This is a genomic window from Shewanella sp. 1180_01 (assembly GCF_052850535.1).
In genome coordinates this window covers 20,343-36,736 of sequence record NZ_VXCT01000051.1, presented here as the reverse complement: position 1 = coordinate 36,736, position 16,394 = coordinate 20,343, and the positions used below count along the sequence as shown (strand labels likewise).

Sequence of the window (16,394 nt, the reverse complement as noted above, 5' to 3'; positions counted from 1 at the left end):
TTTTTAGTCTTTCTTCTACGCACCCAGCACACACCCAATAAGCCCGTGATGGCTAATACGCCAAATACGACGGGCTTTTTCAGCTTGTGATACAGGGCGTTCCATTCTGCAATTTCATTGGCCTGTGCTCGTTTTTCTGCCCCGTCAAAATCGGGCGTTTCACACTGCATACCAAAGTTTTCGGCCCAAGGCACAAAGGGGCCGTTGGCGACGTATTTTTTGTAGTAGCGTAGGGCAAGTTATTGATCTCGATACAATACCCAACCCGTGGCTTGGCAGAGTAGCGCGGCATAGGCTTGGCTGTTGTGGGGAACATGCTCCGATGCCTTGTTGGCCAGTTCCGCCGCCGTGTAGCGATAATGGAAGCGTTTATCGGGAACGGCTTGGCTGGCGCTTAACCGCAGCTGTTCTTTCTCGGCCAATTTGCTCGGTTCATTCCAATCGCTTAGATCGAATACCCCTTGGTAGATAGCGTAATCTGGGGCTAATTCAAACCCTAAGATTTCCATACCTTGGTGGCGGGCAAGTTCTGCCGCAGCCCAATAGGCCTTAGCGCTATCTATGCCTGTTGTATTTTTCGCCGCGTTCAGCTCAGTACCGTAGGCGAGGGCGCTGGCATTAAGATTCGGATTAGGGAAATAAGCAGGCGCTTCAGCGATAGCCCCTTCACGTAATAATCTGCGACCTAACAAGTAGCGTAAGCGATTGTTAATCGGTTCTATATTATCGTACCAGTCGCTATCTTTAGGGTATTCGAAGGCGATAAGCGGCACATGCTCGTCGATAAATAACTTAAGTTCAGCCGTGGTGAGCACGCGCTCCGCCACATAGGCTATGTCTTGCCAGTATTCGTCGCCGCTGGCGAGTAAGTGATTGAGCGCGTCGACATATTCACCGCGCTCTAGGGATAACACGCCTTGCTCAGCGCGAATACGGCAGTAAGTGGCTTTATCTTCATCGGCATTAATGGCTTGCTGCTGAGTCTCTTTGGCATCAACTGTGGCCAATGTTTCATTAGACTGTTTGGGGAAGTGACGCGCCGCCTGAGCATAGGCCTTGGCCGCCTCTGCTTGATCGCCCTTTTGTAGCATTAATTTAGCGGTTAGCCACCAAGTGAGGCCGCTGGGTTTCGCGAGCGTCAATAGGCGCTCAGCACTGGCATAATCCCCTAGCTGGTAATAAATTGCCGCTAATTTATCGCCATGGTTGAGCTGTAAACCATCGGTTGGGAACACTTTGAGGATTTCAGCTACCTTTGAGCCCATTTCTGAAAGCTGGCCATCGTAGGCAAATTCATTGGTGCTGCTTTGCCAATAGGCAATCAATAACTGCTGCACGCTTGTCTGTTGCAGCAACGGTTTCAGCTCAGCAATGTCTTTCCCCATCAAGGTACGGCTTAACATCAATAAAGAATCATAACCGCCGCTATCGCCCTGTACTGATTGGGTGGCATAGAGCTCAATAGCCTTATTCAGTGCATCAGGGTTAAGCATCATTTGTAGCTCAGTATCATCTGCACCTTGATTGGCAACTTGTGGGCTCGGCTGGCCTTGGTGCAGCAGGATATAGGCCTGCTCACCTAGGCTTGCTAAGCTCAATCGCAGGGGATCGGCGGCGCCTTGGGCGACTTCGGTTTGCAATTGAGTCAGGTAAGCGTTGGCACGATTAAAGTGCTCAGGATCCGCTGAGGTTTTACTTAAGATAAGCTCAATACGCGACAGCGAATAGAGGGCCCACAGGCTGCGAGATGCGCGTTCGCTTTCTGGTAATTTAATAATTTTGCTGAAATAGTTACTTGCTCTATCATAATCTTGTGCCTCAAACGCCACGGCGCCTAAGGTGTACCAGGTCAGCGCTTGGGGCAGATCCTTATCCAACTTGGCGGCCATTTGTTCGGCCTCGATTGGGCCTGTCGCATCCCTTAGTGTGTTCACTAAGATCAAATGGGCTTCACTTAATTCGCTGTTTTCAAAAGCACGAGTTTGTGACAGATAACGGCTATGCACTTCATCCCACAGATATTCCTGCGCAGCTGGCGCATCTTGATACTGCCAAGGCAAAGGTTTTGCGAGGGCGGTAAGCTGCTGGCTGAAAGAGGTTTGCGGTAAATAACTGAGATTACTCTGTCTGTCTTGAGTCAATTGCAAAGGGAAGTCGGGGCCGCAGGCCAATAGCATTGGCGAAAATAGGCTTAAACAGATAAGCGTGGTCTTTTTAAGCATAAAAGCCCGATTGGATTTTGCCATTGTGGACGATGATGTTGGCTTATGGCGCATAAATTCCCTGTAAATATAATGACTCACAACGTGCCCAGCCTATCACTTTCTGGCCGCCAGGGTTGAGCATGTGTTTTTGAGTTTGTTTGTGTGCTTGCGGCATTGGCATGTTCGTAGCGCTTGGAGCAGTGTCAGTCGGCGCCAATGCGGCGATATTTTCAGCTCGCCACTGCCAGACTAACAGCCCATTTTTTTGTATTACGCGATAGCCATTTTGCGCATCATACCCGCTGCAAGCTTGTCCCGCTAGGGACAAACTCGCGGGAATCTCACCGGCAATATTACCGCGATTAATTAAGCTCAGTTGGAAGAGCTGTGGCTTGAGGATTTCTTGGTTTTTAGTCTTATTTTCAGTGGCTAATATCGTTTGAGTATCGTTATCGCTTGAGCTCACTAATTCAATCTTGGCGGCAAGCTCACCTTGCTGCGCAACGGCGATTAAGGTGTTGAGTGGCCAGACTCTTTTATCTCCTTCCAGCGGCAGCCTAAACCAGATAATGCCTTTGAGCTTGCCATCCGCGTGGCTTTGCAGTTTTTGCACAAAAGTTTGCAACACTTGCGGATCGGCCATCAGTTCCTGTACTGCATGGGGGTCATTGAGTTGACCCCGCAGCGGTGTTTCACTCTCCACTTTATAACCTGAAGCTGTGCTGATGACCGCCGAGCCGTAAGCGGGAAGCGCAATAAGATAAGGCACAGTACTGATTTTTGAGAGTTGCTGCACCCATTGCCAACCTTGAGCGGCATCGAATAGTCCGAGGCGTGGGTCGCTCACGCTGTGAATTTGCAGCACGAGTTCATCGATATTGGTGAGTAATGCGGGGAAATCGGCGCTATTGAGCCAAGCGGGCAGGGCGGTAATGCTGAGTTTGAGGTCTGCTGGCAACTGCGCTTTAAGCTTTTTAAGAAAATCCCGATAGGCGGGCAGTTTGCTGCTAGCGCTGTCGTGATCGATTTCAACCCCGGCGATGTGCGTGCCTTTTGCCTGCCAAGTTGCTAGTACTTGGTTGATTTTATTGATCACTTGTTCATCATTTAAATGCACGAACTGACCATCTAAGCGGATCACGGCGACTTTAGGCCTAGGATCTGCCTGAAGCCAAGCATGATTGACCGCAACTTCAAACCAAATATCTGCGCCATTGGGTTTTGGGTGCGCTTGCAGCGCTAAAATACGTAATCCTTGGAATGCACCTTGGCTTTGCACTAATGCCGTTTGATTGGCGGGGCGCCATTGGCGCTGCCAGATATAGACTTGCTGCGAAAGTGGCGCTCGAAGCGTTGTTGCTTCTGTAGCGGCTTTTACTGCGACACTGGTATTTGGGCTAGCCGTGGTTTCATTAGCGTTCGATGCCGGCTGGCAGGCGCTCATAAATACGGTGGCGCTCAACAAAGCAAATAAGAACCTTTGATTTCGGGTTATGTTTTTAACCAGATTGCCTATGCCCATACTACTGCTATCGATTCCGTTTTGAGTGAGGCATTACTATGCCCGAAAAATGCCACTTTTACATCGCGGTCAAACTTCTGATAATGCCCACTAAGCTTGGTTTTTCTTTTGCTGGCTTGTTAATCAATATCAGAACTCAGATCTCAAAAATCAGGATCGACTTGAAAGCGCATCCGTTTACGGGTAACGGGATGCTGAAGCATCAATAAATCCGCATGCAGATGCAGGCGATTGGCGCGAGTGCCGTAGAGGTCGTCACCGACAATCGGTGTATTTAGCCCCTCTGAGTGGGCGCAGTGAACCCTGAGTTGATGGGTTCTGCCTGTTTTTGGATACAGATATACGCGGGCTGTACGTGCCATTTCATCAAGTTGGCTCAATTCCCAATGGGTTTCGGCTGCTTTACCAAACTCGTGGCAAACGAGTTGTCTCGGTCTATCGTCTAAATCACCACGCAAGGATAAAGAGATGTTACCCGTCGCCTGCGTATTTGCCATGACGGTAGGAATTCCCGCTAACAGCGCCACATAACGTTTAGTTACAGTGCGCTGGATAAATTGTTTTTGCAGCTGTTTATGGGCGTCTTTTGTCAATGCGATCACCATTAATCCCGAGGTCGACATATCGAGCCTGTGGACGATTAGCGGCCCTGTGGCATGGGGAAAAGTTTGGCGGATGCGCGAATACACTGAGTCTTCAATCTCTTTGCCGGGCACGGATAAAAACTCGGCGGGTTTATTCACAATCGCCATCGCCTCGTCTTGGTAGAGGATCGCTAAAGTTTTACCTTCGGCGGGGTTGGTCAGCAGCGGATTATCATCGACTACGAGTCCTTCGAGCATATGTCCCAAGATAGGTTGGCATTTTCGCAGGCAAGCGGGATAAAACTGCTTATGCTGGCGAATTTCTGATTTTGGCGGTGCGCCCCACCAAAACTCGGCAATCGCTAATGGCTTAAGACCATGTTTAAAGGCGTAATGTAACAACTTAGGTGCGGCACATTCGCCCGAGCCTGCGGGCGGGGTTAACTCAACCGTGCCATTAAATATACCGTTAAGGCTCTTTTCTGTGCCTTTAATATTCAAAAAACGATACTGTTCAAATAACTTTTGCTGCAGCGCCGCCGAGAGCCGTTTGCGCTCTTGTCTTAAGGCGTCGCGCTTATCTGTCAGTTGGCTTAGCGCTTGGCTGATGGCATGGATACGTTCATCCCAATAGCGTTTAATATCTCTTAACTGATTCTTTTCATTGATGCTTTCTTGGCTGAGTTTGGCTTCTATGATGGCATTTTTACGCAAGGTTTCATCAGTCGGATTGACAGCCAATTGGCCTGCGAGTTGATTGCGCTGCGTCTTGCGGGTCTTGCGGCCAGCTATCATCACTTGTCTGTGGGCGGCGAGTTGGGTTTCGGCTTGGGTTTGCTTAGTGATCAGTTCCGCGTTAAGACGAGGAATATCGGGGTGAGTTTCTAAAGCCGCTAATTGCAGGTTGAGGTTATTGATTTGCAAGTTCTCGGCGTGGAAAAAATTGTTCTTAGCCAGCATATCAAACACAGGTGGCACGAAGCGCGGCCAATGGTTTTGCTCAGCTAACTTGCCTGAAAATGCCGATAAATAGCCCACTTCGCCCAGTGGTGTTTGCACCAGCAATACGCCGAACATCTTGCCAATGGCGCCAGTTAACTCACCCGTGAGGCCAAAGTTATGTTGCCAATCACTTTGAGTCTCAAGGTGTTGTTGTAATTCGTTGGCTGCAAGCACGCACAGCGGATGCGGTTCGTAATAGAAAGGAAAGGTAAAACGCTGCGGCAGGGCATAGGCATCAATGGCTTGTGTGAAAGAGGTAAGGCAAGAAGGCTGAAGATGCATTGGTTTCTACTACTTTTGGTTTCTATTACTAATGGATTTTTGCTGCTGGAGTTTACTTAGATCACGTTCGAATTAAGCCACAGCTCGAAATCAATCGTCTTAATAAGCGCTCGCAATAAAAAGCTCTGAACAACTCGCCCGAAATTACGCTCAGACCACAAGGTTTGTTTTGCTTGGCGTGCAATCTTAGGCCACAAGACAAGGGGGCTAGTTTACTCTGTCGGTTTGGGTGGGTCACTTTTTATTGGTAAAGGTTCTTGATGCTGTACTGTGTGCATTGGAAAAGGGAAATGGCGTTGAAGCGCATTTCCCTTTGATTTGTCGCTTGTGCTTGAAGCCAATTTAGAACCGATAAAACAGTTTAAAAGATGACCTTCACTTTACTGGCGCTATCGAGTGCTTTGCTGATTGCGCTGTCGATATCGATATCACGGGCAAGCGCGACACCTAAGCGGCGGCGGCCATCGATATCGGGTTTGGCGAATAATCTCAGCTGAGTGTTAACGGCCTCTAATGCGGCGGCAATGCCTTGGTAGCGGATATTGCTCGAGATGCCTTCGGCCAAAATCACCGCCGAGGCGCTTGGGCCATGCTGATGGATATTGGGGATGGGCAGACCCAGAATCGCTCTCACATGCAGGGCAAATTCCGATAAATCTTGGCTGATAAGTGTCACGAGCCCTGTGTCATGTGGTCTTGGTGAGACCTCGGAGAAATACACTTCATTGCCTTTAACAAACAGCTCTACGCCAAATAATCCATACCCGCCAAGGGCTTCGACGACTTTGCTCGCGATCGCTTGGGATTTTGCTAGCACTTCATCTGACATGGCTTGTGGCTGCCATGACTCACGGTAATCGCCATCTTCTTGTCTGTGGCCAATGGGCGCACAAAAGTGAATGCCGTTGACTGCGCTGATGGTTAACAGGGTGATCTCATAGTCGAAGGGAATAAAACCTTCGACTATTACGCGACCGCCGCCGGCGCGGCCACCTTCTTGGGCGTATTGCCATGCTTTATGGCTGAGGGCGATATCGCGAATAACGCTCTGACCTTTGCCCGATGAGCTCATGACTGGCTTAACCACACAGGGCACACCGATTTCGCTAATTGCTTGATTAAATTCGGTTTCAGTATCGCAGAAAAAATACGGAGAAGTCGGTAAACCTAAGGTCTCGGCGGCGAGGCGACGAATCCCTTCTCTGTCCATAGTGAGTTTAGTCGCCCGGGCTGTGGGGATAATATTTACCCCTTCGGCTTCCATGTCCACTAAGGTTTGGGTGGCGATGGCTTCAATCTCTGGGATGACTAAGTGCGGTTTTTCTAACTCGATAACTGCACGCAGGGCGTTGGCATCGAGCATATTGATCACATGGGAGCGATGGGCGACTTGCATGGCGGGGGCGTTGGCGTAACGGTCAACGCCAATCACTTCAACGCCTAAGCGTTGCAGTTCAATGGCCACTTCTTTGCCAAGTTCACCGCAGCCGAGCAACATGGCGCGTCGTGCGCCCTCAGTGTAGGGAGTGCCTATCATGTGTGGGTACCTTTATGTTTGTAGGTGATGTTATATTTTGTTCTGTATTATTTACCGCAATGCTTTGGCTGACATTTTTGTATGAAATGTTTACGCCTCGTTTGGGTATTGTTATGCAGCCAGTTTACCGCAAACAGACCTTAGTCGCCCCAGCTAAATCTGCTACTGTGCTTGGGATCACGGCTTTGGCGTTTTATTAAGAAGTGGTATTGGAAGCAGTATGTTAGTGCTGCTGATCAGATGAGTTTTTGCGAGACAAATAAAAAAGGGATGTGAACGACATGCAAGATATTCGCGATTTAACCTCAGTGCTGCGCTCCAATACGCCAATCGTAGTGATTGAAACCTATGAAGAATATCGCGTGGTCGAGTTACTTAAACGGGTCGCCAGTGTGCTTTATCAACCTGTGTTTACTTGGAGCATTACCCAAGGTTTAGCACGGGTCGATAAACCTATGGCGGCGCAAAAGTTTAATAGTGAACCCACAGATTTGCTTGGGCAAATTAAATCAACCTCGCAGCAGGGGATTTATGTGCTGTGCGACTTTCATCCCTTTGTGATTGATGCGCCAAAGAATGTCCGTTTACTCAAAGAAATCGCCCTCGAATACGAGACACTGCAACACACATTAGTGCTGGTGAGTCATGCCTTTGATATCCCGCCCGAAATCAAACGTTATTGCGCCTATTTTCAATTAACCTTGCCAAGCACAGTGCAATTGCAAAACCTGATTTACCTTGAGGTCGATAAAATTCGTCACCAAGGCACGCCGTTATTGGTCGATGATACCGCAGTGGTCAAATTGGCAGAGAATCTGCGGGGCGTGACCTTAGACGATGCCCGCCGTCTGGTGCGCAAAGCCATAGTCGATGATGGCGCTATTACCTTGTCAGATATCGATGCCATTAATAAAGCTAAGTTTCAGTTACTCGACTTAAATGGCGTGTTGCAATTTGAATACGACACCAGTGATTTCTCGCAGGTCGCTGGGCTGCATAATCTTAAAAAATGGCTCAAGCAGCGCGCGCCCATAGCGGCTGTCAGTACCCTTGACCAAGCCGATAAGCCGACTTCTGTTCAACACACCAAGGCGCTCGATGCGCCTAAGGGGATTTTGTTGCTCGGTGTTCAGGGCAGTGGTAAGAGCCTCGCGGCTAAGGCCGTTGCGGGCGTTTGGCAACGACCTTTGCTCAGGCTTGATATGGCTGCCTTATATAACAAATACATAGGTGAAACCGAGAAGAACCTGCGAAATGCACTGGAGCTTGCTGACATGATGTCGCCCTGCGTGCTTTGGATAGATGAAATTGAAAAAGGTTTAAGCGGCAGTAGCAGCGATGAGGGCACTTCGACGCGGATACTCGGCACCTTACTCACTTGGATGGCCGAGCGTAAATCCGAAGTGTTTGTGGTGGCTACCGCTAATGATATTCAAGCTCTGCCGCCAGAATTGATGCGAAAGGGCAGGATGGATGAAATCTTCTTTGTCGATTTACCCGACGAAGCCATACGCAAAGCCATCTTCTTAATCCACTGTCAGCGCCGTGGAATCGATGTGGCGAGCTTAGATCTCGCCCAATTATCGGCCCGCAGCCAAGGATTTTCTGGCGCCGAAATCGAACAAGCAGTTATCGCTGCCATGTATACCGCAAGAAGCGTTGAGCGCAGTGTCGATCAAGTGTTACTACTTGAAGAGCTCAGCAAAACTCGGCCTTTATCTGTGGTCATGAGCGATAAAATTAATGCGCTACGACAATGGGCCGCAGGCCGAACCGTGAATGCCCATGAGTAAGATTTTTGCTTCATGCCATGAGTGCTAACTAGCATTTTTAAACGCTATATTGGCTTAGTTATTTTCGACATTCCCAAGGTACGTTATGGATGATGAGTCGTTTTACTGGATATTAGTGATACAAGGATAAAAGATTGAAAAGTATATATGAACTGATTGATATCGAAGACTCTGGCATAAAAGTAGTCAATGAAATGGTTGCTTCTGCTGAGCATTGTGTAGAGATACTGCCGCCTTCAAAGGATCGGGTTGAAGTACTTGAATCCCTTCAGGTATCGACTCGTTCGGTATTAGGGGCAATTGCCTATGAAACCGGTGGGATTTTGATCGACAATGGATGGATTCGATTTTTCGGCTCTGGACATGAAAGATTGTCTAGAAACCTTACTGATTGGAATAGAAGTGCACATTATCTTTTAGTGGCGAATGACGTAGTTGGTGGATTTTTTGCTATCAACGGCGGCGGTTTAGGTGCAGATGTTGGGAATATATACTATTGGTCGCCAGACTCAATTCATTGGGAAGGGTTAGAAATCGGGTTCACAGATTTTTTTCAATGGTCAGCTACAAAGAGAATCAATGAGTTTTATGCGAGTTTAGGTAAAGAACGCTTTCAAAAAAACTATTCACAGATAGCTACAGATAAATGCCTGAGCTTTTATCCATTTTTATGGGCGAAAGAAGGTTCTATTGAAATAAGCAGCGTGAAAGTGGTGTCAGTTGATGAAATGTATAGGCTGAAACTGGAATTATTAACATCGTTTAGCTAATTCGTTTACCCGCTGATTTTATGAGTACTTCTGCAACAATTATTTGTTATAAACATCTAATATATTGATTGCTAGATGTAAATCTGCTTATCCACTCTATTGACTCAACATGGATGGGCTTATATGCCATCCATGATTAATTACGCAGCGCAAAGAACGGCGGTATCTTGGGCCTCTTCATTACTGCTAGCATCGAAATCAAAGCTGTCGCTACCACACCAAATGAGTGCTTTGGTTTTTGGGTCGACAATCTCTCTCTGAATGGTTTGAATTTTGGCGGTATCACTGCCCAGTGATACCGCCAATGCTGCTGATTTCTATCAGAATGAAATTTAGATGTCGAAGGCGAGACTGCCCGGTGGCAGGAATGGCCAGCTTAGACGCGTTGGTGAGCTTTCACCTTGCGCCCCAAAGAAGTAACCGGTTCTTGGGGTGGCGTAAACCATACAGCCTTTTTGTAACCCGAGTTCATGCAGATTATGGTGGGTGAACTTGGCTTCCCACAACTCTTCGCTATGCCAGCCGTGTGGGGCTAATTCCACTCTTACTTCGGCGCCGATAGGGGTCATGGCGACAATATCGAACGGCAAATTTGCCTGACTATTAGGCTTGTTTGACAGCGCTAATTCGTGACTGCGTACATAGAGCACGCCATCTTGCTGTAATGTTTGTTGTTCTGGAGGCGTCAAAAATGCTTGGCCATTTTCCCAACGTTGTTGCCAACTGGCCTCAAAGACATTGACGTTACCGAGAAAATCAAACACAAAGCGACTATTGGGATGCGAGTATAACTCAGCAGGCGTATTGATCTGCTCGATATGACCATTGCTCATCACCACCACTCTATCGGAGAGTTCAAGCGCCTCATCCTGATCGTGGGTCACAAACACGCTGGTGAATTTCAATTCTTCATGCAGGCTGCGTAGCCAGCGGCGTAGTTCTTTACGCACTTTGGCATCCAAGGCACCAAAGGGTTCGTCGAGTAGCAAGACTTCGGGTTGCGTCGCGAGTGCACGGGCCAACGCAATTCGCTGTTTTTGTCCACCCGAGAGCTGTTCAGGATAGCGCTGTGCGAGATGGCCTAGTTGTACTATTTCAAGTAGTTGGGTCACGCGTTTACGTATTTCTGCCGCTGAAGGTTTTTGCTTTTTAGGCATAACTTCGAGTCCAAAGGCGACGTTATCGGCGACCGTCATGTGGCGAAACAGCGCATAGTTTTGAAACACAAAGCCCACGCGTCTTTCACGCACATGCACTTGGGTGACATCTCTGTCACCGAAATAAATGTTGCCGCTATCCGCTCCCTCGAGCCCAGCAATAATCCGCAGTAACGTGGTTTTACCCGAACCAGATGGCCCCAGAAGACCAATCATTTCCCCTTCTTGAATATCAAGATCCAGCGGGGAAAGCGCCTGAAACTTGCCAAATTTCTTGGAAATATTAGTAAGACGAATACTCATAATGGGCTCTGCTCTTTATTGTCATTGGCGGATAAACTGCGTTGTTGTCGCCATTCAACGACGGCTTTTAGCATTAGGGTCACTAGCGCAATCAGAGCGAGTAATGACGCGCTCGCGAAGGCGGCTTCGGCCTGATAATCTTCATACAATAATTGCACGTGTAAAGGTAAGGTATTGGTTTCGCCACGTATGTTGCCAGACACTACAGCAACGGCACCAAATTCGCCCACGGCTCTGGCATTGGTGAGGATCACACCGTAAATCAGTGCCCATTTGATATTAGGGAGCGTTACTCTGCGGAAGAGTTGCCACCATGAGGCGCCGAGGATCACTGCGGCTTCCTCTTCTGAAGCACCCTGTTGTTGCATTAATGGAATGAGTTCTCTGGCGACAAAGGGACAAGTGACAAAAATGGTGACTAACAGTATTCCCGGCCAAGCAAACATGATCTGCAGATCGTGCTCATATAGCCATTCACCCAGCCAACCACTGTTGCCATAAAGCAGTAAATAGAGCAAACCTGCGACGACAGGGGAGACCGCAAACGGAATATCAATTAGCGTAATTAATAACTTGCGACCCGGGTATTCAAACCGAGTAACACTCCACGCCAGCATGATCCCGAACACTAAATTAATGGGGACAGTGAGCGCCGCAACCATCAGCGTCAAACCAATTGCATGCAGCGAATCTGGCTGACTTAAGTGGCCGATATAACGCTCCCAACCACCAACAAACGCTTGTTGAAAAATACTTACCAGCGGCAATAGCAACAATAGCAAACCTAAGAACACGGCGAGTGTAATCAGGCTCCATTTGATAAGAGGGGCTTCACCGACTCTTAAGGGCTTAAATGAGTTCATGTTTGCTCCTTATCGTCCATGAATGCGGCGTAAATAACGCGCCTGCCACAGGTTTATTAGCAGTAATAGCAGTAGCGAGGTCATCAGCACCACTGAGGCAATGGCACTGGCGCCGGCAAAATCAAACTCTTGTAGGCGGACAAAGATCATTAACGATGTGATTTCACTGATATAGGGCATGTTGCCCGCAATAAAGATAACGGCACCAAACTCACCTAGGCTACGGGTAAAAGACAGTGCCGTCCCGACCATCAAGGCTGGCCACAATGACGGCAAAATGATCCGCCAGAATACCGCGCGATCCGAGGCGCCAAGGGTCATGCCCGCTTCTTCTTCATCGTGGGATAACTCTTCAAGAACCGGTTGCACGGTACGCACCACAAAGGGAATACTGGTGAAAATCATCGCGACCACTATGCCTAGCGGGGTGTAGGCGACTTTTATACCCAGTTCTGCCAATACACTACCGATTTGGCCGTTTTCCGCATACAGGGTCGCTAAGGTGATGCCTGCAACGGCTGTCGGCAACGCAAAGGGCAAATCTACCAATGCATCTAAGATGCGTTTGCCGGGGAATTCATAACGTACTAGCACCCATGCGAGTAACAATCCGAAAAGGCAGTTAAATAGCGATGCCACGAGCGCCGATAATATGGTGACTCGGTAACTCGCCAGCACCCGAGGATCTGTGATGACGCCCCAGTATTCGGACAAGCTCATTGAACTGGTCTGCATAATCAGCCCAGTGGTTGGCAATAATAGGATCAGGCTGACAAACAGTAGGGACACACCTAAGCTGATGGTAAAACCTGGAAGAACCCGCTTATGGCGTAAACGCCCGTTATTAAAAATCACAGAATAATCACCCGGTCAGGTTAATTGAGTTAATCCAATACGCTGTATTTGCCGTCAGCGATCGGCTGTCTGAGTTAAAGACTATTGAATTCGTCTTCGCTGCTTGAAAATCATCACTCGTCAATGCGCTAAAATTGCTTAACCCGGGACTGGGCCCGGGTTGCAATATTAACCTGTTATAGCATCAAGCTGAAATTAGCGCTTGAGTAACTCATCGAGTTTTGCACCGTTAGCAAACTGGGTTTTCATGGCATTATCCCAACCACCAATGATTTGCTCAACAGTGAGCAGGTCAACCGTAGGGAACTGCTTAGCAAACTCAGCCTGAACCGTTTCGTTGTGCACACGATAATTGAAACCGGCCAATAGTCGTTGTGATTCTTCGCTGTAGAGATAATTCAAATACTCAGTCGCTAGCTCCTGTGTGCCGTTGCGCTTAGCGTTTTTCTCTACCACAGCGACGGGAAACTCAGCCAGAATCGATGTTTTAGGTACAATAACTTGGTAATCGTCTGCACCATATTGCTGACGGATATTGTTCACTTCCGATTCAAACGTAATCAGCACATCACCGATACCACGTTCTACAAATGAGGTCGTTGCACCACGACCGCCAGTATCAAATACGGCTACGTTGCCGAGGAATTTTTTCAGGAATTGATCCAGTGAAGCCTGATTATCCTTACCATAGCTTTTTTGGGCATAACCTAATGCGGCTAAATAGGTGTAGCGCGCATTACCAGAGGTTTTTGGGTTAGGAAAGACCAGTTTAACGTCATCTCTTGCTAAATCACCCCAGTCGCTGATCTGTTTTGGGTTACCTTTGCGTACCAAAAATGCGATGGTGGAATAGTAAGGTGAACTGGCGTTAGGCAGTAATTGTTGCCAATTTTCTGGGATCAATTTACCGCGGTCATGGAGTACCTGTACGTCTGTCACTTGGTTAAACGTCACCACATCTGCTGGCAATCCTTGCAGAATTGAGCGTGCCTGTGCCGATGATCCAGCATGGGATTGTTTAATCTCGACGGTTTTACCTGTTTTCTCTTGCCAATGTTTGGCGAAAACGGGGTTGTAGGCACTGAATAATTCCCGCGCGATATCGTAAGAAGAATTCAGCAGGGTTTGATCTGCGGCAGCCACATTGAGTGACGTTCCCAGAAAGAGCGTTCCCAGTAGGGCCTTTATCACTTTTATTTGCATTTGCTACTCCTTGAACTGGCAACTTTGTCAGCGTTATGACATATAGAGTAGTGGAAGTAATTATTTATAAGAAGTCAGTTAAATAGAACTTTTTTGAATAAGTATGAGCGATTTATTGTATGCCATAGATCATTTTCACTGTGTTTGTGCATGCTAACCCACTTAGAATAGGCTAACGCTTAGTTGTTTTTATCAAGTAAAGGATAATCATAGTGTCTGACTTTCCGACAATTGAAGCCTGTATTGGGCAAACTCCGCTGGTTCGCTTGCAGCGGCTTAACTGTGGCACCTCAACTGTACTGTTAAAGTTGGAAGGTAATAACCCTGCGGGTTCAGTGAAGGATCGTGCAGCACTCAATATGATCATTCAGGCCGAACTTCGCCAAGAGATCCGCCCGGGTGATACGCTTATCGAGGCGACGAGTGGCAATACTGGGATTGCGCTAGCGATGGCGGCAGCGATCAAAGGATACAAGATGATCCTGATTATGCCTGAAAACTCGACCCAAGAGCGTAAGGATGCGATGCAAGCTTATGGCGCAGAACTCATGCTGGTGGATAACATGGAGACGGCGCGGGATTTGGCACTGCAGTTACAAACCGAAGGTAAAGGCAAGGTACTGGATCAGTTTAATAATCAAGATAATGCGAATGCGCATTTCCTCACCACAGGTCCGGAAATCTGGCAACAGAGTCAAGGTAAAATCACTCACTTTGTCTCTAGCATGGGGACAACTGGCACCATAATGGGGGTGTCTAAATACCTTAAAAGCTGTAATCCAGACATCACGATTGTCGGCCTTCAGCCCGCCGATGGCAGTAGCATTCCTGGGATCCGCCGTTGGCCGCAGGCCTACTTGCCGGGGATTTTCGATGCATCCCGTGTAGATTTAGTCATGGATGTTGAAGAGCAAGACGCAAAAACCATGGCAAGAGCCTTAGCGCGCGAAGAAGGGATTTGTGCCGGCGTCAGCTCTGGTGGTGCAGTGTTTGCTGCGCTTGAGATAGCCAGACAATATCCAGATTCAGTGGTCGTGGCGATTGTTTGTGATAGGGGCGATCGTTACCTTTCATCAGGGCTTTTTTCGTGAGTCCAAGATATTTCGCCTAAGTTATTTGACGACAAGCATTCTTCATTAATAAAAATGGGCGGAATTCGCCCATTTTTATTGACTCTTCACGGTCATTTTTTCGGTGGGAACTGCGCCAAAATTCGGCTGACGGCTTTGGCGGTATCTTGGGCTTTCTCATTGCCGCCTGCATCGAAATCATAACTGTCGCTGCCACGCCAAATGAGCGCTTTGGTTTTTGGGTCGACAATATCTATCTGAATAGTTTGAATTTTAGCGGTATCACTGCCAAGTGGTACCCCAACGCTAGTACCGATTCCTATCCCACCAGAACGGCCGAATGTGCCTGTACCTAATCCAATCGATAGCCCTGAATCCTTAGGTTTATCTTGGGTCAGTAGGGCGTAGGCGACGTTAAAGTCGGGGGCTTGGGTATTTTCGACAAAGCCTTTTTGAGTCAACTGGTTGTTGATTTCTACTTGAATACGCTGGGCGCTGAGCGGGTCGTCCGTAGGCTGTGGTGTTAGCTGGGTAAAGCTGTGCAGTGTGCTGAAGTCGTAATTGAGATCGTAATCGTTTTTCGGTTTACTGCTACAAGCGCTTAATAAGGCAACGGCGACGAGCAGACTGGCAAAGTGACGGTATCCCATGATAGTGCTCCAAATTGTACAAACTCTGTTCAATGTGCCTTGATTAAGGTTGTTTCTGCAAGTACTTTAGATAAGTGTGTTGTATTTGAATCGCTTTAAACGCCATTCTGCAGCTTCGTTTTGGGCACGGGTCGTTTAACCATGGTTCATCTGAGCATGCTTCATTTGAGAACAGCTCATTTTGACAGAGGAATAGCGGCGGGTTATGGAACAGTTAGCCTTTTTTGATATCCCCAGTCCCTGTATCGGTGTGTGTGCCACCGATGCGCGCGGTTACTGTAATGGTTGCCTGCGAAGCCGTGACGAAAGATTCAATTGGTTAACGTTTTCAGATGCGCAAAAGTACGATGTCATTCGGCTGTGCACTCAACGTAAACGCCGTCGCCAGTTGGCGATGATGAAAGCAAGGCAAGCGCAAATTGAGCAAGAAAGGGCGGCGTTAAATCCGCAGTTGAATTTTGAGCCTGAGCCCGAATCCGATCTGGATTTTGGTGGCTTCGAGCTAGACTAAGTTGTTGAATAATTTGTGAAATATTCTTGTTTAACTGACTTGTTTAACTGATTTGTTTAACTGATTTGTTTAACTGATTTGTTTAACT

The 16,394-nt window shown here is 47.9% G+C and carries 13 protein-coding genes and 2 pseudogenes; 5 read left to right on the top strand and 10 right to left on the bottom strand.

Features of this window, described 5'->3' with window-relative positions; all coding sequences use genetic code 11:
• From FW758_RS19750 to purT, 4 genes and pseudogenes are all read right to left on the bottom strand, one after another.
• Positions 1 to 2,276 (bottom strand): annotated as a pseudogene (locus FW758_RS19750) (hypothetical protein); the annotation flags it as partial.
• Positions 2,266 to 3,726 (bottom strand): DUF3142 domain-containing protein, encoded by a 1,461-nt coding sequence (locus FW758_RS19745; protein WP_446446284.1) that lies wholly within the window; start codon positions 3,724 to 3,726, stop codon positions 2,266 to 2,268. The pseudogene FW758_RS19750 and the gene FW758_RS19745, both read right to left, overlap by 11 nt.
• 143 nt (positions 3,727 to 3,869) lie before the next feature.
• Positions 3,870 to 5,594, bottom strand: a complete 1,725-nt coding sequence (locus FW758_RS19740) for a pseudouridine synthase (RefSeq protein ID WP_446446283.1) — start codon at positions 5,592 to 5,594, stop codon at positions 3,870 to 3,872.
• 361 nt (positions 5,595 to 5,955) lie between these two features.
• On the bottom strand, positions 5,956 to 7,131 hold the full coding sequence (gene purT, locus FW758_RS19735; RefSeq protein ID WP_446446282.1) for a formate-dependent phosphoribosylglycinamide formyltransferase: 1,176 nt from the start codon (positions 7,129 to 7,131) through the stop codon (positions 5,956 to 5,958).
• Positions 7,132 to 7,145: 14 nt separating this feature from the next.
• Between purT and FW758_RS19730 the strand changes: the two genes are divergently transcribed.
• The 3 genes from FW758_RS19730 to FW758_RS19720 all read left to right on the top strand — a co-directional run bounded on the left by FW758_RS19730 (position 7,146) and on the right by FW758_RS19720 (position 9,694).
• Positions 7,146 to 7,331 (top strand): hypothetical protein, encoded by a 186-nt coding sequence (locus tag FW758_RS19730; protein ID WP_259586371.1) that lies wholly within the window; start codon positions 7,146 to 7,148, stop codon positions 7,329 to 7,331.
• Between the two features lie 81 nt (positions 7,332 to 7,412).
• Positions 7,413 to 8,924, top strand: coding sequence for an AAA family ATPase (locus FW758_RS19725; protein ID WP_446446281.1), 1,512 nt, complete (start codon positions 7,413 to 7,415; stop codon positions 8,922 to 8,924).
• 134 nt (positions 8,925 to 9,058) lie between these two features.
• Positions 9,059 to 9,694, top strand: coding sequence for a DUF2625 family protein (locus tag FW758_RS19720; protein WP_107402456.1), 636 nt, complete (start codon positions 9,059 to 9,061; stop codon positions 9,692 to 9,694).
• A gap of 140 nt (positions 9,695 to 9,834) precedes the next feature.
• Here the strand turns inward: FW758_RS19720 and FW758_RS19715 are convergent.
• The 5 genes and pseudogenes from FW758_RS19715 to cysP all read right to left on the bottom strand — a co-directional run.
• Positions 9,835 to 10,002, bottom strand: a pseudogene (locus tag FW758_RS19715) (DUF4136 domain-containing protein); the annotation flags it as partial.
• A gap of 24 nt (positions 10,003 to 10,026) precedes the next feature.
• On the bottom strand, positions 10,027 to 11,154 hold the full coding sequence (locus tag FW758_RS19710; protein WP_283629850.1) for a sulfate/molybdate ABC transporter ATP-binding protein: 1,128 nt from the start codon (positions 11,152 to 11,154) through the stop codon (positions 10,027 to 10,029).
• Positions 11,151 to 12,017 carry a sulfate ABC transporter permease subunit CysW gene (cysW, locus tag FW758_RS19705; RefSeq protein ID WP_226059255.1) on the bottom strand — a complete coding sequence of 289 codons (867 nt, stop codon included), beginning with the start codon at positions 12,015 to 12,017 and terminating at the stop codon, positions 11,151 to 11,153. The genes FW758_RS19710 and cysW overlap by 4 nt, the downstream gene beginning before the upstream one ends.
• A 9-nt stretch (positions 12,018 to 12,026) precedes the next feature.
• Positions 12,027 to 12,872, bottom strand: a complete 846-nt coding sequence (gene cysT, locus FW758_RS19700) for a sulfate/thiosulfate ABC transporter permease CysT (RefSeq protein WP_446446280.1) — start codon at positions 12,870 to 12,872, stop codon at positions 12,027 to 12,029.
• A 195-nt stretch (positions 12,873 to 13,067) separates the two neighbouring features.
• Positions 13,068 to 14,075, bottom strand: a complete 1,008-nt coding sequence (cysP, locus tag FW758_RS19695) for a thiosulfate ABC transporter substrate-binding protein CysP (RefSeq protein ID WP_446446279.1) — start codon at positions 14,073 to 14,075, stop codon at positions 13,068 to 13,070.
• A gap of 212 nt (positions 14,076 to 14,287) precedes the next feature.
• Between cysP and cysM the strand changes: the two genes are divergently transcribed.
• Positions 14,288 to 15,166 carry a cysteine synthase CysM gene (gene cysM / locus FW758_RS19690; protein ID WP_063883703.1) on the top strand — a complete coding sequence of 293 codons (879 nt, stop codon included), beginning with the start codon at positions 14,288 to 14,290 and terminating at the stop codon, positions 15,164 to 15,166.
• A 92-nt stretch (positions 15,167 to 15,258) separates the two neighbouring features.
• Here the strand turns inward: cysM and FW758_RS19685 are convergent, their stop codons facing one another.
• Positions 15,259 to 15,795 (bottom strand): DUF4136 domain-containing protein, encoded by a 537-nt coding sequence (locus FW758_RS19685; RefSeq protein ID WP_107946723.1) that lies wholly within the window; start codon positions 15,793 to 15,795, stop codon positions 15,259 to 15,261.
• 205 nt (positions 15,796 to 16,000) lie between these two features.
• On the opposite strand from FW758_RS19685, the gene FW758_RS19680 reads away from it, so the two are divergent.
• Positions 16,001 to 16,306 carry a DUF1289 domain-containing protein gene (locus FW758_RS19680; RefSeq protein ID WP_446446278.1) on the top strand — a complete coding sequence of 102 codons (306 nt, stop codon included), beginning with the start codon at positions 16,001 to 16,003 and terminating at the stop codon, positions 16,304 to 16,306.
• The last annotated feature ends 88 nt before the right edge of the window (positions 16,307 to 16,394 follow it).